Here is a 19,520-nt window from a genome sequence, read left to right as displayed (position 1 = left end):
TCATGGGCGAGCCGAAACGCGAAATCCTCATCGCCGCCGCCATCCTCATCAACGAGAAGCGGCAGATGCTCGTGGTGCGCAAGCGCGGCACCACGCAGTTCATGCAGCCGGGCGGCAAGATCGATCCGGGTGAAACGCCGGAACAGGCGCTTCACCGCGAGCTGGCCGAGGAAATCGGCCTGACGCTCCCCGAAAATGCCGCGCGTTATGATGGCGTCTTTCGCGAGGAAGCCGCCAATGAGCCGGGCGCCGATGTCGTCGCCCATGCCTTCACCGCCAGGCTTCATGCCGAGGTCACCCCGCAGGCGGAAATCGAGGAAGTCCGCTGGCTCGATCTCGACCGCAACCCCGGTGTGACCATCGCCAGACTGACGGAAACCCAGATGCTGCCGCTGGCGCGCGCCGCCCTTACGGAAAGTGAAACCAAGCCGCGATGAACCAGGCCTCTTCCTATTCCGTCGTTTCCGCCAGAAAACTGGGCCTCACCTTCGAAACGGGGGATGGACCGGTCCACGCCCTGTCCAATGTCGATCTCGACGTGAAAAAGGGCGACTTCGTCTCCTTCATCGGCCCTTCCGGCTGCGGCAAGACCACCTTTTTGCGGGTCATCGCCGATCTTGAAAAACACACGTCAGGCGAGATCACCGTCAACGGTACGACGCCGGAAAACGCCCGCAAAGACCGGTCCTACGGCTACGTTTTTCAAGCCGCCGCCCTTTATCCCTGGCGGACCATCGAAAAGAACATCGCCCTGCCGCTCGAAATCATGGGTTACAGCAGGGCCGAGCAGCGCGAGCGCGTCGACCGCACGCTCGACCTCGTCAACCTCAACGGCTTCGGCAAGAAATACCCCTGGCAGCTTTCCGGCGGCATGCAGCAGCGCGCCTCCATCGCCCGCGCGCTTGCCTTCGATGCCGACCTGCTTCTGATGGACGAGCCGTTCGGCGCGCTGGACGAGATCGTTCGCGATCACCTCAACGAACAGCTGCTGAAACTCTGGGATACGACCGGCAAGACCATCTGTTTCGTCACCCACTCGATTCCGGAAGCAGTTTATCTCTCGACGAAAATCGTCGTCATGTCGCCGCGGCCTGGTCGGGTGACCGACGTGATCGAATCCACTCTGCCGCGGGAAAGACCGCTGGAAATCAGGGAAACGCCGGAGTTTCTGGCGATTGCGCACCGGGTGCGTGAGGGGTTGAAGGCGGGGCACAGCTATGAGGGGTGAGGTCGGCGCCAGCATTGGCTCATTTGGCGGTAGGTTGCCCCTCGTTTCTTCTCCCCGCCGGGGAGAAGGTGGCCCGAAGGGTCGGATGAGGGGGCAAGATTGCGGCTTAACGCTACCCTTGCCCCCTCATCCCGCTGCCGCGACCTTCTCCCCCTCGGGGAGAAGAAGGCAGGCGGCCCTACCTCCATTCCATTCCCAAGCTTTGAGATGGACGAGACCCACCCACGAGTCGACCTCCACCCTTGATGGGGAGACGTCCGGCAGGACAGAGGAGGGTAAGCGCCACCCACAAGGCACCGCTAAACCCCATCCGCGGCACAGGCGAGGGAGCAAAACCCCATGACCCTCCTCCGCCACCGCATCCTCCCCATCCTCACCGTCCTCCTCGCCATCCTCATCCTCTGGCACCTGGCCGTCGTCTACCTCAACCTGCCCTTCGCCCGCGACCAGGCCACCCGCTCTGGCCAGACGCCGGGCTTCCTCGAACTCCTGCCGCAGACCTTCGCCCAGGAGCGCCCGGTCCTCCCCGCCCCGCATCAGATCATCGCGGAACTCTGGGACACGACCGTCAACAAGCCCGTCACCTCGAAACGCAGCCTCGTCTACCACGCCGGCATCACGCTTTCCGCCACGTTGCTCGGTTTCGCCATCGGCGCGGTGCTGGGCATCCTGCTGGCGGTCGCGATCATCCATAACCGCGCCATGGACCGCTCGGTCATGCCGTGGATCATTGCCAGCCAGACCATCCCCATCCTCGCCATCGCGCCGATGATCATCGTTGTCCTGAACTCCATCGGCATTTCCGGGCTGCTGCCGAAGGCGCTGATTTCGACCTATCTCTCCTTTTTCCCCATCGTCGTCGGCATGGTGAAGGGCCTCAGAAGCCCCGAAACGCTGCAGCTTGACCTGATGCACACCTACAATGCCTCACCAGCGCAAATCTTCTGGAAGCTGCGCTGGCCCTCCGCGCTGCCTTATCTTTTCACCTCGCTGAAGATCGCCATTGCGATTGCGCTGGTCGGCGCCATCGTCGGCGAATTGCCGACAGGCGCCGTCGCGGGTCTCGGCGCGCGCCTGCTCTCCGGCTCCTATTACGGCCAGACGGTACAGATATGGGCCGCACTCTTCATGGCCGCCGGGGTCGCCGCCATTCTGGTATCGGTCATCGGCATCGCCCACGCCGCCGTCCTCAAGCGAATGGGAGCACGGCCATGACGAACCCTGGCTGGTTTATCGGTGCGATCCTGTTCTGGCTTGCCGCCTGGGCCTTCAACGAATGGCTGGTGCGTCGCAACTTCACCTCCTCCTCAAAAAGGCGCGTCAGCCGCATCGCGGTGCCCCTCCTTTTCGGCCTTGCCATTGTGGTGCTCTGGGAAGGCATCGTGCGCGGATTTTCCGTGCCGCCCATCCTGCTGCCGGCCCCGAGCGCCATTCTCGCCCGCCTGCTCAGCTCCCTGCCGATCCTCTGGGCGGATTTCCGCCAGACTTTCCTCAAATCGGTGCTGACAGGTTACGTGCTGGGCTGCGGCCTCGGCTTCATCGTCGCCATCCTCATCGACCGCTCGCCCTTCCTGCAACGCGGGCTCTTGCCCATCGGCAATTTCGTCTCTGCCCTTCCGGTGGTCGGCATAGCGCCGATCATGGTCATGTGGTTCGGTTTCGACTGGCAGTCGAAAGTCGCCGTCGTCGTCATCATGACCTTCTTCCCGATGCTGGTGAACACGGTGCAGGGGCTTGCCGCCGCCAGCCACATGGAGCGCGACCTGATGCGCACCTATGCCGCCGGCTGGTGGCCGACGCTGATAAAGCTGCGCCTGCCCGCCGCCTGGCCCTTCATCTTCAACGCGCTGAAGATCAATTCCACGCTCGCCTTGATCGGCGCCATCGTCGCGGAATTCTTCGGCACGCCCATCGTCGGCATGGGGTTCCGCATCTCCGCGGAAATGGGCCGCAGCAATGTCGATATGGTCTGGGCCGAGATTGCCGTGGCGGCGCTCGCAGGGTCCGGCTTTTATGGTCTGGTGGCGCTCGCAGAGCGGGCCGTCACCTTCTGGCATCCGTCCGTCCGTGGGGGACGAACGTAAATAACGAAAAAGGGAACAGCGATGAAAATGAAACTTGCATCCATGCTTCTTGCCGGCGCGTCACTGCTGACCGCATTTAGCGTTCAGGCCGCCGACAAGATCACCCTGCAGCTGAAATGGGTCACCCAGGCGCAGTTCGCCGGTTATTACGTCGCCAAGGACAAGGGCTTTTATGAAGCCGAAGGCCTCGACGTCGATATCAAGCCCGGTGGCCCGGATATCGCACCGGCGCAAGTATTGGCTGGAGGCGGGGCCGACGTGATCGTCGACTGGATGCCGTCTGCGCTTGCCACCCGCGAAAAGGGCGTGCCGCTCGTCAACATCGCCCAGCCGTTCAAATCCTCGGGCATGATGCTGACCTGCCTGAAGGAAACCGGCATCAAGAAACCTGAGGATTTCAAGGGCAAGACGCTGGGCGTCTGGTTCTTCGGCAATGAATATCCGTTCCTGTCGTGGATGGCGCACCTGAAAATCCCGACCACCGGCGGCGCCGATGGCGTGACCGTGCTGAAACAGGGTTTCAACGTCGATCCGCTTTTGCAGAAACAGGCCGCCTGCATTTCGACGATGACCTATAATGAATACGGCCAGGTTCTCGACGCCGGCATCAAGCCCGAAGACCTCGTCACCTTCAAATATGAGGATGAAGGCGTGGCGACGCTGGAAGACGGACTCTACGTTCTCGAAGACAAACTCAAGGACGCCAAATTCAAGGAGGACATGGTCAAATTCGTTCGTGCCTCGATGAAGGGCTGGAAATGGGCCGAGGAAAACCCCGACGAGGCCGCCGATATCGTTCTCGAAAACGACGCCTCCGGCGCGCAGACGGAAAAGCATCAGAAGCGCATGATGGGCGAAGTCGCCAAGCTCACCGCCGGCTCGAAGGGTGCGCTGGACAAGGCCGATTACGAGCGCACGGTGAAAACGCTGCTCGGCGGCGGCTCCGATCCTGTCATCACCAAGGAACCGGCAGGCGCCTACACCACCGAGATTACCGACGCGGCGTTGAAGTAGGTCGTGGCAGGCAAGCAAAGACGCGGGTCGTATCCGCACGCCGTCATCCTGGACCTGATCCGGGGTCCAGCGCGATCAAGCCCTTGATCGCGGAAACGTCCTTTCACGGCGCAGACGCGCCGTGGCTGGATGCCGGATCTAGTCCGGCATGACGAGGTTTTTTTACTCTCGTGACTCAAGCGCCGTTGGCTTGTATTGGTAACCCGCCGGACGAATTACAACATCCGCGCCTATACAAAAATGTATACCTAGCCCAACGGCTATGCGGATTGATTTGCACGTCAACAAGAATTAAAGTCCCGCCCACAAGACTGCCAAACTTGATCTTGTAAAAAAAGCACGAGGCAAAGGTGCTTTAGATTCGCGTTGAGGGGCGTTTGAATCGGGAGGATCGAAAAGGAAGTATTGTGATCCCTTGTTTCACATTCGCCATCGCATGACCTTTTGAGACACGGCCCCGGGCCTGCAGGATATGTGAGCGAATATTGCGCGAGCCAAGCCACATGCAGCATAAAGTCACGTTTAACCGGTTTGTATTCCTTCTTCTGTCCGCAGCGGCGCTCCCCCTGTCAGCAGCCGCCGAGGGAGAGGCGCAGGCCCCGGTCAAACAGCAGAACCTGCCTTCCATTATCGTTGCCCATGCCGCAAAACGCGATCTCGTGGACCGCATCATCGCGACAGGCACCATTCGCCCGGTCGATGAAATCTATGTCCAGCCGCTGGTCGATGGCCTGTCGATCGATACGCTGAACGTCGATATTGGCGACAGGGTCGAAGCCAACGCAGTCCTCGCCGTCCTCTCCTCTGACAGTCTTATCCTTCAGAAGAGCCAGCTTGAGGCCAACAAGGCCAAGGCGCAGGCCGCCGTTGCCCAATCCAAGGCACAGGTTCTGGAAGCGGAGGCGAGCGCCAATGACGCGAACCGCCAGCGCGACCGTGCGGCAAAGCTCGGCCAGAGCGGCTCCGGTTCCGTCTCGCAGGTTGAGCAGACGCAGGCCCAGGCGGAAGTCGCCGCCGCCAAGCTCAACGCCGCCCGCCAGGCGGTTTCCGCCGGCGAAGCCGACATCAAAGTCGTGGACGCTCAAATTGCCGATATCGACCTGAAGCTGACGCGCACGGGTGTAAAAACCCCGGTTGCCGGCATCGTTTCGGCCAAGAATGCCAAGGTAGGCGCGATTGCCAGCGGCGCCGGCAATCCGCTTTTCACCGTCATCAAGGACGGCGCGATCGAACTCGTCGCCGATCTGTCCGAGACCGACATCCAGAAGGTGAAGGTCGGCCAGAAAGCCTATTTGACGGTTGCCGGCGGAACTGAGAAAATAGAGGGCAAGGTGCGCCTCGTCTCGCCCACCGTCGATCCGACGACGCGCCTCGGTTCCGTGCATGTGGTGCTGCCCGAAGGGAGCCCGGCGCGCTCGGGCATGTATGCCAGCGCCGCGATCATCGTCGAGAAGACGAACGCGCTCGCCCTGCCGCTCTCGGCCGTCACCGCCGGGCGCGAAGGCTCGACCACCCGCAAGGTGGAAGGCGATGTCGTCAAGCAGGTGAAGATAGAGACCGGCATTGAAGACGGCGGTTTCATTGAGATTGTCAGCGGTCTTGCCGCTGGAGACAAGGTTGTCGAGAAGGCTGGGGCATTCGTGCGTGATGGGGACCGGATCAAGCCGGTTGAAGCCCAGACGTCTGCGTCCAACTGACTGAGGGATTGAAATGAACTTTTCCGCATGGTCAATCCGTAACCCGATTGCGCCGCTGCTCGGCTTCGCCGTGTTGATGATGCTCGGCCTGCAGGCATTCAACACCCTGCCGATCACCCGCTTCCCGAATATCGACGTTCCCGTCGTCGCCGTCACCGTGACGCAGAGCGGCGCTTCGCCCTCCGAACTCGAAATGCAGGTGACGAAGGAGATCGAGGACGCCGTCGCCGCCATTAGCGGCGTCGATGAAATCCAGTCCACCGTGGTCGATGGCCAGTCCACCACCACTGTCGTCTTCCGCATCGAAAAGCCGACGGAAGAGGCGGTCCAGGACACCAAGGACGCCATCGACAAGATCCGCAGCGACCTTCCCGCCGATATCGAAGAGCCGATCGTCAGCAAGATCGACGTCGAGGGTCAGGCAATCCAGAGCTTTGCCGTTTCCTCGCCCAACATGACGCTCGAAGAGCTGTCATGGTTCGTGGATGATACGATCAAGCGGGCTTTGCAGGGCAAATCCGGCATCGGCAAGGTCGATCGCTACGGCGGTGCGGACCGGGAAGTGCGCGTGGCGCTGAACCCCGAAAAGCTCGACGCCTACGGTATCACCGCCAGCGAGGTGAACAGCCAGCTGCGCGGCACCAATATCGACCTTGGCTCCGGCCGTGGCCAGGTGGGCGGCAACGAACAGACCATCCGCACGCTCGGCGATACGCGTGATGTTTCGCAGCTTGCCAACACCACCATTGCCCTTTCGAACGGCCGTTTCGTCAAGCTGTCTGAACTCGGCACGATCACGGATACGTATCAGGAGCCGAAGTCTTTCTCACGCTTCAACGGCAATCCTGCCGTCACCTTCGCCGTGTTCCGCTCCAAGGGCGCGAGCGAGGTTTCCGTGGCGCAGACCGTGTCGGAAAGCCTTGAACAGGTGCGAAAGGATCATCCTGACGTCGACATCCAGAAGGTCGATGACTCCGTCTACTTCACCTACGGCAACTATAAGGCCGCGCTCGACACGCTGATCGAAGGCGCTGTCCTCGCCGTTATCGTGGTTCTCCTCTTCCTGCGCAACTGGCGCGCAACGCTGATTGCCGCCGTGGCCCTACCGCTCTCCGCGATCCCGACCTTCTGGATCATGGACATCATGGGCTTCTCGCTCAACCTCGTGAGCTTCCTCGCGCTCACGCTCGCCACGGGTATTCTCGTGGATGACGCGATCGTGGAAATCGAGAACATTGCCCGTCACATCAAGATGGGCAAGACGCCCTATCGCGCGGCGCTGGAAGCGGCGGACGAAATCGGCCTCGCCGTCATCGCCACCAGCTTCACCATCATCGCCGTCTTCGTGCCCGTCTCGTTCATGCCTGGTATTCCGGGCCAGTACTTCATCCAGTTCGGCCTCACCGTCGCCTTCTCGGTGTTCTTCTCGCTCGCCGTCGCCCGCCTCATCACGCCGCTGATGGCGGCCTATCTGATGCGTGCCGAAGACGCGATGGACGACCATCACGACAATGATGGCAGGCTGATGAAGGCCTATACGCGCATGGTCACCGCCACCACCCGCAAATGGTGGGCGCGGTATCTGACGCTCGTCGGCGCGATCGCCTTCCTTATTGCATCGGTCATGCTTCTGGCCCAGGTGCCGGGCAGCTTCCTGCCGCCGGATGACGCCTCGCGCGTCACGCTTTCGGTGGAACTGCCGCCCAATGCGACGCTCGATGAAACCGACCGCACGACGACGCAGATCTATCAGGCGCTACGTGATATCAACGGCGTGGAAAGCGTCTTCATCCTTGGCGGCGCTTCGCCGAAGGGTGACCTGGAGCTTCGCCGTGCCACCGTCAACGTCATCCTCGAACATATCGATCACTCGCTGCTGAAAACCCTCGTCAACAAGGGCCTCGGCTCCATTCCGCTCATCGGTCCATATCTGCCGAAGGTGGAGGAGAAGGGCCGCACACGTCCGCAATGGGATGTTGAGCGGGATATTTTCGCGCAGGTACGTGGCATTCCGGATGTGCGCATCATCAAGCTGAACGACCGCGCGGAACGCGAACTCTCCTTCAACTTTCTCTCGAAGAACGAGAAGGACTTGAGCGACGCCGTCGGCATTCTCGAAAGCCGCCTGCGCGCCTCGCCGATCCTTGCCAATGTCAGCTCGGAAGGCGCCCTGCCGCGGCCGGAACTGCAAATCCGCCCGCGCAAGGATGAAATCGCCCGCCTCGGCATCACGCCGCAGCAGATCTCGCAGACCGTGCGTGTCGCCACCATCGGTGATATCGACGCACAGCTGACGAAAATCTCGCTGGATGACCGGCAGATCCCGATCCGTGTTCAGGCCTCGCTCGACGCCCGCCGCGACCTCGCCACCATCCGCGCGCTGAAGATCAAGACCGCCTCCGGCTCGCTGGTGCCGCTCTATAGCGTTGCCGATATCGACTATTCGGAAGGTCCAAGCTCGATCAAGCGCAACGACCGCAACCGCGTCGTCTCCATCGGCTCCGACGTGCCCTTCGGCACGGCGCTCGATACCTCGACGGCAGAGTTCAAACGCATCGTGTCGGAAACCGAACTACCGGCAAGCGTGCGCCTCGCCGAAAGCGGTGACGCCAAGGTGCAGGGCGAAATGCAGCAGGGCTTCGTCAACGCCATGCTGCTTGGCCTGATGCTGGTGCTGGTCGTGCTCATCCTGCTGTTCAAGGATGTCATCCAGCCCTTCACCATCCTGTTCTCGCTGCCGCTCGCCATCGGCGGCGTGGCCGTCGCGCTCATCATCACCCAGAACGCGCTCTCCATGCCCGTTCTCATCGGCATCCTGATGCTGATGGGCATCGTGACCAAGAACGCCATTCTGCTGGTGGATTTCGCCATCGAAATGCGCCGTCACGGCATGGAGCGGGTGCATGCCATGGTGGAGGCCGGCCGCAAGCGCGCCCGCCCGATCATCATGACCTCCATCGCCATGTCGGCGGGCATGCTGCCCTCGGCCCTCGGCGTCGGCGAAGGCGGTTCCTTCCGCGCGCCGATGGCGATTGCTGTCATCGGCGGCATCATCGTCTCGACCGTGCTGTCGCTGATCGTGGTGCCGGCCTTCTTCCTGATCATGGACGACCTGTCGCGCCTGCTCGCCCACCTTTTCGGCCGCTTCGTCGGCAAAAAGGAAGAGGAGGAAGAGGCCCTCTCCAACGAAAAACTCTCGGAGATCGCCCGCGAAAACAGCCTTGCGCTTTCCTCCCTGGAGGCGCGCGTCGCCAGCATGGAAAAGGGTACCGGCGACAAGGCCGCGGACAAGGGCAGCAACATATTGCGACTGCCGCCGCTCGCTGCGGAGTGAGGTTTGCAGAATAACGTTTGGGACGTCGGGCCATGTGCCCGGCGTTTCGCTTTAACTGATACGTGAGGGCAAAACGTCGCCGCTTGTTTCTTCTCCCCGAGGGGAGAAGGTGGCCCGAAGGGTCGGATGAGGGGGCAAGCTCTCCGCAAACCACTACCCTCGCCCCCTCATCCCGCTGCCGCGGACTTCTCCCCTCGGGGAGAAGAAATATGTCGCACTCGCCCGCTCCATATTTGCCCCTGTGCTTATAAACACGAATGGACGAACCATTTCCGCCCACATAACGGCTGCAAACCCGTTTGATCGAAATCAATTCGCTTTCCACCTGACCTGCTAGTCTCCCTCGCATCGGGAATTGCCGGTCGAGGAAAAATGCGATGAGTTCTGTGCAGATAGGCGCGAGGGAAAAGCAACTTCCCCGGTTTCTTGTCGCTTCGGACAGCCCGGCAAAAGGTTTGAGCGGGAGCCGAATGGACGTGAACAAGACCGTGAAGCTGAGCAACAGGGACAGGAACATGCTGCTGCGCGCACCCCTGATCGGGGTTGCCGACGATGCGGCGGCGCTGAAGCTGATGGAGGCGGCAACCATCACCACTGTCAACGCCCGCCATGTGCTTTTCAAGGAAGGCGAAGCGGCACAGCATTTTTATTGCGTGCTGTCGGGTTATGTGAGGCTCTACCGGCTGGACAGGCACGGGCGCGAAGCGGATGTGCGCGTCAGCGGCCCCGGCGATACCTTCAACGAATGCCTGATCTTCGGCAGCGATACCTATCGTTATAGCGCGCAGGCAGCGGAAAGCTGCACCCTGGCTCGCTTCGACCTCATGCGGATTCGCAGCCTGGTCGAGCAGGAACCGGCCATCGCCAAAGCCGTCATGCGCTGCCTGTCCAACAGCCTGCTTTCCACCATGGACTGCATTGCCAACGACCGGCTGCAAACCGCCCCGCAACGTGTCGCTCACTACCTGATCAACCACGGCCCGCGCGACGCGACTTCCTTTTCGCTGCGGCTGCCTTTCCAGAAGAGCCTGCTTGCCGGCAAGCTCGGCCTCGCCCCGGAGGCGCTCTCCCGCGCCTTTTCCACCCTGAAAAAATCAGGCGTCACGGTGCGCGGCCGCATCGTGCAGGTCAATGACGTCGCGGCATTAAAACAGATTTGAAGATACGGGGAGAGGACGAAGGGCGGGCCGCCAACAGGCATCCCGCCCTTTCGCATGTCAGACATCGCGGCGGTTCAGACCGCGTGCTGCAGGAAACGGAAATGATCGCCCTGCCGCTCGATGTGGAAAAACCCGCCCAGATGACCGCCGGACACCAGCCAGCCATGATCGGCCGCTGCCGCCAACACCTCGAGACGAGTGGCATGGGCAAGTTCGGAATCGATATCGTAAACGAAAGCGATTTCGGGATCGGCGGCCTGCAAACCCGTCACGTGCAGCACATCACCCCACAATAACAGCCGGTGATCGCCATTGCCGATGAGATAACCGGCATGCCCCGGCGTATGGCCGGGCATGGCGATTGCCTCGATATCCTCGGCAACCCCTCCCATGGGGATCGGCCGCAGCGTGTCCCCGCAGATGTCGAGCAGCCGGGCGGCGAGATCGAAACCGCCTTGGCGGGCAGACGGCAATGCCTTTCGCGCCTCTGCATTGGTGAAAAAGGCAAGATCGGCCTCAGGCACCCATATCTCCGCCTTGGGAAAATAAGGCCGATCGCCATCGATGAGGCCGAGCGCGTGATCGCCGTGAATATGAGTGAGGATAACACGGCTGACATCATCAGGCTGAATACCGGCGGCAATCATTGCCGCGCGCGCATGGCCATAGGCCTCGCCCCAGGCTGTGCCGCAGCCGGCATCGATCAGCCAGACGCCATCTGGCCCCGACAGCGCGAAGCAGTTGACATCCACATCAACCGTATCGCCCGGAATTCCGGCGAGAACGGTCGCCAGCGCATTCGCGCCCTGCCGGTGAATGAGATGGCCGACCGGTGCCTTGTAGACACCATCGATGAACCGGGACACGGCATAACGGCCAAAAACTAACGGGGCATTCATGGCTTACAGACCGCCCTGCTCTTTCAGGAAACCGACGATGCGATCGACGCCATCGCCCCGTTTCATGTCGGTGAACACAAAGGGCATGGCGTTGCGCATGCGCGTCGCATCGCTGTCCATGACAGTCAGGTCCGCACCCACATAGGGCGCAAGGTCCTTCTTGTTGATGACCAGCAGGTCAGAGCGGGTGATGCCCGGCCCGCCCTTGCGCGGAATTTCCTCGCCCTGGCAGACGGAGATGACGTAGATGGTGATATCGGCAAGATCGGGCGAAAAGGTCGCGGCAAGGTTATCGCCGCCGGATTCGATGAAGACCACGTCGAGATCGGGAAAACGCTGGTTCAGCCCGGCAATCGCCTGCAGATTGATCGTGGCATCCTCGCGGATGGCCGTGTGCGGGCAACCGCCCGTCTCCACCCCGACGATCCGTTCAGAAGGCAACGCCTGCATGCGCACCAGCGCCTCGGCGTCTTCCTTGGTATAGATATCATTGGTGACGACGGCGACGGAATAATCGGCGCTCATCGCCTTGCAGAGCTTTTCCGTCAGCGCCGTCTTGCCGGAACCCACGGGCCCGCCAATCCCAACGCGCAGCGGACCATTACCCGATTTCATCACTCTGTTCCCTTCACTATGCTGTGGTCCAATTACGACAACCACTCAAATTTCAGCTCAAATATACGCAAGGATCGTGCCACTTGCTTCTTCTCCCCGCCGGGGAGAAGGTGGCCGAAGGGGCGGATGAAGGGGCTAGCTCTCGATATATCTCTACCCTTGCCCCCTCGACCCGCTGCCGCGACCTTCTCCCCGGCGGGGAGAAGAAACTCGTGGCGGCCGCTCGCTCTTCAGGAGCGGAAAAGCCGCGTACCCTGTGTTTCATGACGCATCGCCGCCGTATCGGCGATGATCGTGGCGCTGCCGAGATCGTCGAGCGTGGATTGGGCGGCCCGTGCCGCCACCTCGGCAATCCCCGCCTCGCTCGCGGCCAGAATGGCAACGCCATCTTTCTGGCCCGCGACGCCGAGACGGATACCGGCCGAAACGATCTGCGAAACACCGGCATGCAGAAAGGCGGCGAGCGTCTCGCGCAGCGGCACGCCGTGGCCCGCGGCCACGGCACCAACGGCGACGGGATAAGGAACATCCTGCGGCAACAGCTCAAGAACATCATGCGGCCATGCGCCTGCGGCGGAAACGAAGGCGTCACCCAGAAGCACGGTCTCCCGATAACGCTCAGCCGAACCGGCGAGCGCGCGGCCAAGATCAGCCGTTTCGCTGAGTGCTAAGGCATCCTGCGAGCATCGCCAGGCTTGTGCCAGAAAAACCGCATCATTCCAGAGGCTGCCATGGAGAAGAAGCGTTTCCACCCAGCCGCTCAACTCGTTGGCGTTACGCAAACGCCCGTCCTCCACCGCCTTTTCCAGCCCGCCCGAATAGGAAAAGCCGCCGACAGGAAAGGCCGGCGACATCCAGGCCATCAGTCGCAGCAGCGCGGCAACGCCGCTTTCCTCGCTCACGCCTCAGCCGTGATCATGATGGTGGTGCCCGTGATCATGGCCATGCGGGTGCCCGCCATGAGCGTGATAAGCGCCGCGTGCCGGCTGGAACGGCTCTTCCACCTCGCGCACTGTGGCGCCCAGGCCTTCCAGCATGGCGCGAATGACATGGTCACGCAGGATGAGAATGCGCTCCTCCTCGATCTGCGCCGAAAGATGCCGGTTGCCCAGATGCCAGGCGAGCTCGATCAGGTGAAGGCGGTCCTTCGCCTTGATCTCGAACAGCTTTTCATCCGCGGCGCGAACCTCGATCAGATCGCCGTTTTCGACGACCAGCAGGTCGCCATGGGCAAACAGTACGGCTTCCTTCAGGTCCAGCATCACCATCTCGTCATTCTGCAGATGCAGAAGCTTGCGGCGCAGATGCCGCTGGTCATGTGCCAGCGTGACGTAGCCGGAGGGCTCGTCGCCGGGGGTTCCGGCGGGGCGATAGGAGGTGACGCGCAACATGCAATGATCCGTTTCAGAAACAGTCTTGGAGAGAAGATTTTTGACGGATAGCGGGCATGATTTCAAGGCGCGATTTCAGAAGGTTGACGATAGCTGGAGACCTCTCTCCGTCATGCCGGGCCTGACCCGGCATCCAGCCACGGCCCGTCTGTGGCGTGAAAAGCCTCCCACGCGATCAAAGTCTTGATCGCACCGGACCCCGGATCATGTCCGGGATGAAGGAGCGTGGAGAGGCCGGCGCGGCAGAAAAAAGCACGTCGGACAAAGAAAAGCCCGGCATCACTGCCGGGCTTTCATCAGAATCGAAAACCGAGATTAGGCCGCAGCGCGGCTTTTCAGGTTTTCCAGAATGTTCTGCGGCGAGGAAACGCCGTAGGGGTCGCTATCGCAATTGTCCGAATAACCTTCTTCCTCGAACCACTGCTCGACGACGCCATCATTGATGACGGCAGCGTAACGCCAGGAGCGCATGCCGAAGCCGAGATTGTCCTTGGCGACCAGCATGCCCATCTTGCGGGTGAACTCGCCCGAACCATCGGGAATGACCTTGACGTTTTCGAGGTTCTGGCCCTTCGCCCAGGCATTCATGACGAAGGCATCGTTGACCGAAAGGCAATAGATGTCATCAACGCCGAGCGCGCGGAACTCAGGCGCGAGTTTTTCAAAATCGGGAAGCTGGTAGGTCGAGCATGTCGGCGTGAAAGCGCCGGGGAGCGAGAAGAGGACTACCTTTTTGCCCTTGAAATAGTCGTCGGAGGTCATGTCCTGCCAACGGAAAGGGTTCGGGCCGCCAACGGCCTCGTCGCGAACGCGCGTGCGGAAGGTTACGGCGGGCACTTTTTTGCCGAGCATGTCTTGTCTCCTGTTCTGGCGTTTTTGCGAGGTATCGCTTGGGATCGATCCGCGCGGACTTCTTTAGCAGTTTCCATAGCGCATGACGCGCTGCGGTGCAGCATAAAAAAAGGATTTCAGCCGCCAAATGCGCGAAATGCCGCACGGAATTGGGGATCAATTATGCAGTTCTATCGACCAGTTCAACAGCGTCGGCAGGGGTGTCCACCAGCCGGTTTGAATGCCTGCTTCCCGCAACATCGCGGCTGACCATGTGTTGCAGCCGGCGAGCGCATTGAACCAGCCGTTCGCCTCGAAAAAAGCGTCCGTGGGGCCGTAGCCGGCGCCGGAAATCGGCCTGACACCGTCATCGTTTCCGGCAAAACTTGCCCTGATGCCTGCGACAAGGCGCTGATAACCCGCTTCGGAAATGCGAAGCCGTTTCACGCCAGCGAGATCGGCGGGAAAATCGCCTGTTACATCCACATGCATGACGGAGCTGTCCAGCGTGAAAGAGCGCAGCACCGGCATCGGTTTCAGATCGGCCCAGGTTGGCGTCTGGATATAAAACGCCCTGCCGCCCCAACCGAACACCATATAGGCCGCGGCTGGATGATTGACCGCAATGCCGCCCTCCTGCAATTCGGCGAACACCCGCCGCAGATCATTATCGACCGGCAACGCGATATCGGTGTGGATCGGATTGGCCAGCAGCAGGATTTCGCGATCCTTCACGCCGTCTGCATCATCGGCAATAAAGGGGCGCGGCGTCACGGTGCCCAGCACCAGAAGCAGGAGGATCAGCAGCGCGCCGCGACTGATCCATCTGAGGGCACGTCTCAATGGAACGTCCCGTCAGAACAGGAAATAGCGCTGCGCCATTGGCAGCACGGTCGCCGGTTCACAGGTCAGAAGCTCACCATCCGCCCGCACTTCATAGGTCTCGGGATCGACCTCGATATGCGGCGTCAGCGAATTGTGGATCATCGACGCCTTGGAAATGCCGCCGCGCACGTTTTTCACCGGCAGCAGTTTCTTGGCGACACCAAGGCGCTGGGCAAGGCCGCCATCCAGAGACGCCTGTGAGACGAAAGTCACCGAGGAATTGGTGCGCAGCTTGCCATAAGCAGCAAACATCGGCCGGTAATGCATCGGCTGCGGCGTTGGAATGGAGGCATTCGGATCGCCCATCGGCGCAGCGGCAATCGAACCACCGAGCAGCACCATCTCCGGCTTCACGCCGAAGAAGGCCGGATTCCACAAGACCAGATCGGCACGCTTGCCGACTTCGACAGAGCCGATCTCGTGGCTGACACCCTGCGCAATGGCCGGGTTGATGGTATATTTGGCGATATAACGACGGACACGGAAATTGTCGTTCTCGCCGGTCTCTTCCTTCAGGCGGCCGCGCTGGCGCTTCATCTTGTCCGCGGTCTGCCAGGTGCGGATCGCCACTTCGCCGACACGACCCATGGCCTGGCTGTCGGAGGAAATGATTGAAAACGCACCGATATCGTGGAGGATATCTTCGGCCGCGATGGTTTCCTTGCGGATGCGGCTTTCCGCGAAGGCGATATCCTCGGGGATGGATGGCGACAGGTGGTGGCACACCATCAGCATATCCAGATGCTCAGCCAGCGTATTGACGGTGTAAGGCCGCGTCGGGTTGGTCGAGGACGGAATGACGTTCGGATTGCCGCAGACCTTGATGATGTCAGGCGCATGACCACCGCCCGCCCCTTCCGTGTGGAAAGCATGGATGGTGCGGCCCCTGATGGCGGCGACCGTGTCTTCCACAAAACCGCTCTCGTTCAGCGTGTCGGTGTGGATCATCACCTGCACGTCATAGTCGTCGGCCACCGTCAGGCAATTGTCGATGGCGGCGGGTGTCGTGCCCCAGTCCTCATGCAGCTTCAGCGAGGAGGCGCCAGCCAGGATCATTTCTTCCAGCGGTGCCGGCAGCGAGGCATTTCCCTTGCCGGCGAGTGCCAGGTTCATTGGGAAAGCATCGAAGCTTTCGATCATGCGCTCGATATGCCATGCGCCGGTGCAGGTGGTGGCAAGCGTGCCGTGCGCCGGTCCGGAACCACCACCGAGCATGCAGGTCACACCGCTCATCAGCGCTTCCTCGATCTGCTGCGGGCAGATGTAATGGATATGCGCATCCATGCCGCCGGCCGTCAGGATCTTGCCTTCGCCGGCGATTGCTTCCGTCGAGGGGCCGACGATAATCGTCACGCCGGGCTGCGTATCCGGGTTGCCGGCCTTGCCGATGGCGTGAATGCGGCCGTTCTTCAGGCCCACATCGGCCTTGTAGATGCCGCTATGGTCAACGATCACGGCATTGGTGATGACGGTATCGACAGCGCCTTCGGCCCGTGTCGCCTGGCTCTGGCCCATGCCGTCGCGAATGACCTTGCCACCCCCGAATTTCACTTCCTCGCCGTAGGTCGTGTGGTCCTTCTCGATCTCGATGAAGAGTTCGGTATCGGCAAGACGCACCTTGTCGCCAACGGTCGGGCCGAACATGCCGGCATAGGCGGCGCGGGAAATCTTGTAGGGCATGGGCTCAGGCTCCTTCGGACGCGGAGAAAATCGATGTGGGAGAAATTCGTTTAAGCCGGCGTGCAACCGCAAGGGTTTCAACCAGCTGCTTTTCGGCGGAAAATGGATGGCCACTCCAACCCTGGTGGCCGAAACCGGCAATCGCCACCTCGTCATCCTCGCCGCTCACAGTCTCAAGAACATGGGCAATGGCGACAAGCCCGGTGCTGGGGCAGACGTAAGGTTCCGGCTTGTAAGCTTCGAGCGCGACATCGAGCCGTTCATGAACCTCCCGATGGATAACGACGTGGCTTTTGCCGCCCGCCCGCGCGATTGCTGCAAAGGCAGCGGTGTAATCCATGCAGAAATCGGTGAGCTCCGGCCACCGCGCGCGGATATCAGGTTCCATTTCCGCAAATTTTGCGGGATCGCGCACCGACCAGATGGCAGCGGCCTGTCGCACGCCGTCGCTCTCGCGCCATTCGGCTCCTTCGGTCATCTCACGACCCGGCCGTCCTGTATTGCAGACGGCCACGACATCGGTGCGCGTGCCGCCAAGCCCCAGCGAGCGGCAGTCGTTAAAACGGATGACGATATCCGAACGGTCGATAAGCCGGGCGGTGCCGGGCGGCAACTCCCCATTTCCGACAATCGCGATCCGCCGCCCCATGCGTTCAGAAGCCTTCCGACAGCTGGCGCAGATCATCCGCCCGCTTTGTACTCATCTCGGCCAGACACGAAGAAATCAGCATCGGCTCCATCGAACCACCCCGCGCCTGAAAGCCTGATAGCGCGCAATTGGCATCGCGAAACGCCACCCAGGCGCGCTGGGCAGTGACCAGTGCATCGGCCGCGCCCTTGCCATCCGCATCCGCCGCCTTGTCACGTTCGGTAAGCAGCTTGCGCAGCTTCTGATACTCGACATTGAGCTGCTTGTCGGCCTTTTCGTAATCCTTGCCGGCGCAAATCGTCATATCCGCCTGTGTCTGCGGTTCCTTGCAATCCGGCTCCTGTGCGGCGGCCGGGCCAGAGATGCCTGCAGCCACCCAGAAGACGGTGGCCGCGGCAAGGCTGTTTTTGCTGATCGCCATCGTTCAGGCCGCCGCGCCGTCAAAAGCCTGCGGCTTCAACGCTCTTGGATCGACGCCATCGAGACAATTGGCATTGACCGCCACCATCGGCGTACCGTCAGGCCCATCGGCATAGGCAAAGCTTTCGATGCCACAGGTAGAGCAGAAAAAATGATGGATCTTGTGCTTGTTGAAGAGATATTCGCTCAGCTTGTCCTCTCCGGAAAGCAGCGTGAATTTCTCCCGCGGCGCAAAGGCGAGTGTCGAGCCCAGACGCTTGCAGCGCGAACAATTGCAAATGACGGTATGGTCGAGATCGACATCGACCTCGAAGCTTACGCTGCCGCACTGGCAGCTTCCATGATAATGCGCCGTCGCCATTTCATAACCTCCCCATGACCTGTTGACGGAAACCATAAACCTCGCGCTTGCCGGACAGCGGCACCAGCGTTACCTCCCGCTTCTGGCCGGGCTCGAAACGCACTGCCGTGCCGGCAGGAATATCGAGACGCATGCCGCGCGCCTTGTCGCGGTCGAAGAGGAGACCCGCATTGGTCTCGAAAAAATGGTAGTGGCTGCCCACCTGCACCGGCCGGTCGCCCGAATTGGCGACTTCGATGGTCACGGTCGGCTGGCCGGCATTGAGTTCGATGCTGCCCTCTGCGGCAATGATTTCGCCTGGGTTCATAGCAGTATTTCTACCCTCAGAAGTTTATGGTTTTGCTGGAGATCATCCTCCATCTGGCGAACTTTCTCCGGCGCGACCAAACAGATAACGAATAAGCTTAGCGATATGCAAAAAGTGGTGACCCAGAAAGCAAATCTGGCAGTTTTGAGAGTACCGTTCTTTTTTCGGTCATAATACTTAACGAGACCTTTTAGGCTCATCTTCCCAAAAACCGTTCGTTCCACGTGCATCTTGACATAAGCTTCATGAACTTTGACAACATGTGCATGCGCTCGATAACGAAATATTCCATACGCCGTTATCAACACTGGAAAAAATGATGCAAAACCTAGTGATAGGTGGCTAATATTTTCTGCACTCAATATTAGCCAATATATAAGACCTATCGCTATGATCGTTAGAATCTCGAACTGATTCATAGTTCTGATTTCTTCATCGATCCTAAAACGCGCGGCCTTCATTTCTTCGAGGAGGTACTGGTATCTCACATCTGCGCTAGCACGGGTTTGAATCGGCGTTTTACTGGCGCTGGAAGTGTGGTCTTCATCATTCATCGCAAAGACTCGCTTCTGCTGGTCACCGGATCGGTTCGTGAACGGTCACCAGCTTGGTGCCATCAGGGAATGTCGCTTCCACCTGCACATCGTGGATCATCTCGGCAATGCCGTCCATCACCTGATCACGGGAAATGACATGCGCGCCGGCTTCCATCAGATCGGAAACGGCACGGCCATCACGGGCGCCCTCGACGACGAAATCGGTAATCAGCGCAATCGCTTCCGGATAGTTCAGCTTCACGCCACGTTCCAGCCGGCGGCGCGCCACCATAGCGGCCATGGAAATCAGCAGCTTGTCTTTTTCTCTTGGGCTAAGGTTCATCGTCGTCCCACAGCTTGGCATCTGCTCCGCAAACAAGGTTTGCTGGAGACCAGATCCGACATTTGACAGACCCCGAAGAACGCCTG

At 60.6% G+C, this 19,520-nt stretch carries 21 protein-coding genes; 8 read left to right on the top strand and 13 right to left on the bottom strand.

Features of this window, described 5'->3' with window-relative positions; all coding sequences use genetic code 11:
- Window positions 1-2 precede the first annotated feature (2 nt).
- The 8 genes from AT6N2_RS12960 (at window position 3) to AT6N2_RS12925 (ending at window position 10,517) form a co-directional block, all read left to right on the top strand.
- Window positions 3-437 (top strand): NUDIX hydrolase, encoded by a 435-nt coding sequence (locus tag AT6N2_RS12960; RefSeq protein WP_209087300.1) that lies wholly within the window; start codon window positions 3-5, stop codon window positions 435-437.
- Entirely contained in the window at window positions 434-1,228 is a 795-nt protein-coding gene (locus AT6N2_RS12955; protein ID WP_209087298.1) for an ABC transporter ATP-binding protein, read from the top strand. The genes AT6N2_RS12960 and AT6N2_RS12955 overlap by 4 nt, the downstream gene beginning before the upstream one ends.
- 339 nt (window positions 1,229-1,567) lie before the next feature.
- Window positions 1,568-2,443 (top strand): ABC transporter permease, encoded by an 876-nt coding sequence (locus AT6N2_RS12950; protein ID WP_209087296.1) that lies wholly within the window; start codon window positions 1,568-1,570, stop codon window positions 2,441-2,443.
- Window positions 2,440-3,312, top strand: coding sequence for an ABC transporter permease (locus tag AT6N2_RS12945; protein WP_209087294.1), 873 nt, complete (start codon window positions 2,440-2,442; stop codon window positions 3,310-3,312). Before AT6N2_RS12950 ends, AT6N2_RS12945 begins: the two co-directional genes overlap by 4 nt.
- Window positions 3,313-3,333: 21 nt before the next feature.
- Entirely contained in the window at window positions 3,334-4,326 is a 993-nt protein-coding gene (locus AT6N2_RS12940; RefSeq protein WP_144577077.1) for an ABC transporter substrate-binding protein, read from the top strand.
- Between the two features lie 503 nt (window positions 4,327-4,829).
- Window positions 4,830-6,023, top strand: a complete 1,194-nt coding sequence (locus tag AT6N2_RS12935; RefSeq protein WP_209087292.1) for an efflux RND transporter periplasmic adaptor subunit — start codon at window positions 4,830-4,832, stop codon at window positions 6,021-6,023.
- Window positions 6,024-6,036: 13 nt separating this feature from the next.
- Window positions 6,037-9,357, top strand: a complete 3,321-nt coding sequence (locus AT6N2_RS12930) for an efflux RND transporter permease subunit (protein WP_209087290.1) — start codon at window positions 6,037-6,039, stop codon at window positions 9,355-9,357.
- A 470-nt stretch (window positions 9,358-9,827) separates the two neighbouring features.
- On the top strand, window positions 9,828-10,517 hold the full coding sequence (locus AT6N2_RS12925; protein ID WP_209087288.1) for a Crp/Fnr family transcriptional regulator: 690 nt from the start codon (window positions 9,828-9,830) through the stop codon (window positions 10,515-10,517).
- A 74-nt stretch (window positions 10,518-10,591) separates the two neighbouring features.
- Here the strand turns inward: AT6N2_RS12925 and aidB are convergent, their stop codons facing one another.
- The 13 genes from aidB to AT6N2_RS12860 all read right to left on the bottom strand — a co-directional run bounded on the left by aidB (window position 10,592) and on the right by AT6N2_RS12860 (window position 19,434).
- On the bottom strand, window positions 10,592-11,416 hold the full coding sequence (aidB, locus tag AT6N2_RS12920; RefSeq protein WP_209087286.1) for an AidB family quorum-quenching N-acyl homoserine lactonase: 825 nt from the start codon (window positions 11,414-11,416) through the stop codon (window positions 10,592-10,594).
- Between the two features lie 3 nt (window positions 11,417-11,419).
- The gene (gene ureG / locus AT6N2_RS12915) at window positions 11,420-12,031 is read right to left on the bottom strand and encodes an urease accessory protein UreG (protein ID WP_004443279.1); all 612 of its coding nucleotides are present in this window, start codon (window positions 12,029-12,031) and stop codon (window positions 11,420-11,422) included.
- 230 nt (window positions 12,032-12,261) lie between these two features.
- Window positions 12,262-12,933, bottom strand: a complete 672-nt coding sequence (locus tag AT6N2_RS12910; RefSeq protein ID WP_209087284.1) for an urease accessory protein UreF — start codon at window positions 12,931-12,933, stop codon at window positions 12,262-12,264.
- 3 nt (window positions 12,934-12,936) lie between these two features.
- Window positions 12,937-13,422: an urease accessory protein UreE gene (ureE, locus tag AT6N2_RS12905; RefSeq protein ID WP_209087282.1), complete on the bottom strand. Its 486-nt coding sequence runs from the start codon at window positions 13,420-13,422 to the stop codon at window positions 12,937-12,939.
- A gap of 315 nt (window positions 13,423-13,737) precedes the next feature.
- On the bottom strand, window positions 13,738-14,274 hold the full coding sequence (locus tag AT6N2_RS12900; protein ID WP_063948247.1) for a peroxiredoxin: 537 nt from the start codon (window positions 14,272-14,274) through the stop codon (window positions 13,738-13,740).
- A gap of 156 nt (window positions 14,275-14,430) precedes the next feature.
- Window positions 14,431-15,096 carry a TIGR02117 family protein gene (locus AT6N2_RS12895; protein WP_209087280.1) on the bottom strand — a complete coding sequence of 222 codons (666 nt, stop codon included), beginning with the start codon at window positions 15,094-15,096 and terminating at the stop codon, window positions 14,431-14,433.
- Between the two features lie 12 nt (window positions 15,097-15,108).
- Window positions 15,109-16,818, bottom strand: a complete 1,710-nt coding sequence (gene ureC, locus AT6N2_RS12890; RefSeq protein WP_209087278.1) for an urease subunit alpha — start codon at window positions 16,816-16,818, stop codon at window positions 15,109-15,111.
- 4 nt (window positions 16,819-16,822) lie between these two features.
- The gene (locus tag AT6N2_RS12885; protein ID WP_209087276.1) at window positions 16,823-17,467 is read right to left on the bottom strand and encodes a Urease operon accessory protein; all 645 of its coding nucleotides are present in this window, start codon (window positions 17,465-17,467) and stop codon (window positions 16,823-16,825) included.
- 4 nt (window positions 17,468-17,471) lie between these two features.
- Entirely contained in the window at window positions 17,472-17,888 is a 417-nt protein-coding gene (locus AT6N2_RS12880; protein ID WP_209087274.1) for a lysozyme inhibitor LprI family protein, read from the bottom strand.
- Between the two features lie 3 nt (window positions 17,889-17,891).
- Window positions 17,892-18,248, bottom strand: coding sequence for a GFA family protein (locus tag AT6N2_RS12875; protein WP_209087272.1), 357 nt, complete (start codon window positions 18,246-18,248; stop codon window positions 17,892-17,894).
- A gap of 1 nt (window position 18,249) precedes the next feature.
- Window positions 18,250-18,555, bottom strand: coding sequence for an urease subunit beta (locus tag AT6N2_RS12870; protein WP_149741174.1), 306 nt, complete (start codon window positions 18,553-18,555; stop codon window positions 18,250-18,252).
- Window positions 18,552-19,109, bottom strand: a complete 558-nt coding sequence (locus AT6N2_RS12865; RefSeq protein WP_149741175.1) for a hypothetical protein — start codon at window positions 19,107-19,109, stop codon at window positions 18,552-18,554. The genes AT6N2_RS12870 and AT6N2_RS12865 overlap by 4 nt, the downstream gene beginning before the upstream one ends.
- A 22-nt stretch (window positions 19,110-19,131) precedes the next feature.
- Window positions 19,132-19,434, bottom strand: coding sequence for an urease subunit gamma (locus AT6N2_RS12860; protein WP_063948239.1), 303 nt, complete (start codon window positions 19,432-19,434; stop codon window positions 19,132-19,134).
- Window positions 19,435-19,520: the final 86 nt, after the last annotated feature.

It is taken from the genome of Agrobacterium tumefaciens, assembly GCF_017726655.1.
Classification (GTDB): Bacteria; Pseudomonadota; Alphaproteobacteria; order Rhizobiales; family Rhizobiaceae; genus Agrobacterium; species Agrobacterium tumefaciens_B.
This window is presented reverse-complemented; position numbering and strand designations above follow the sequence as displayed.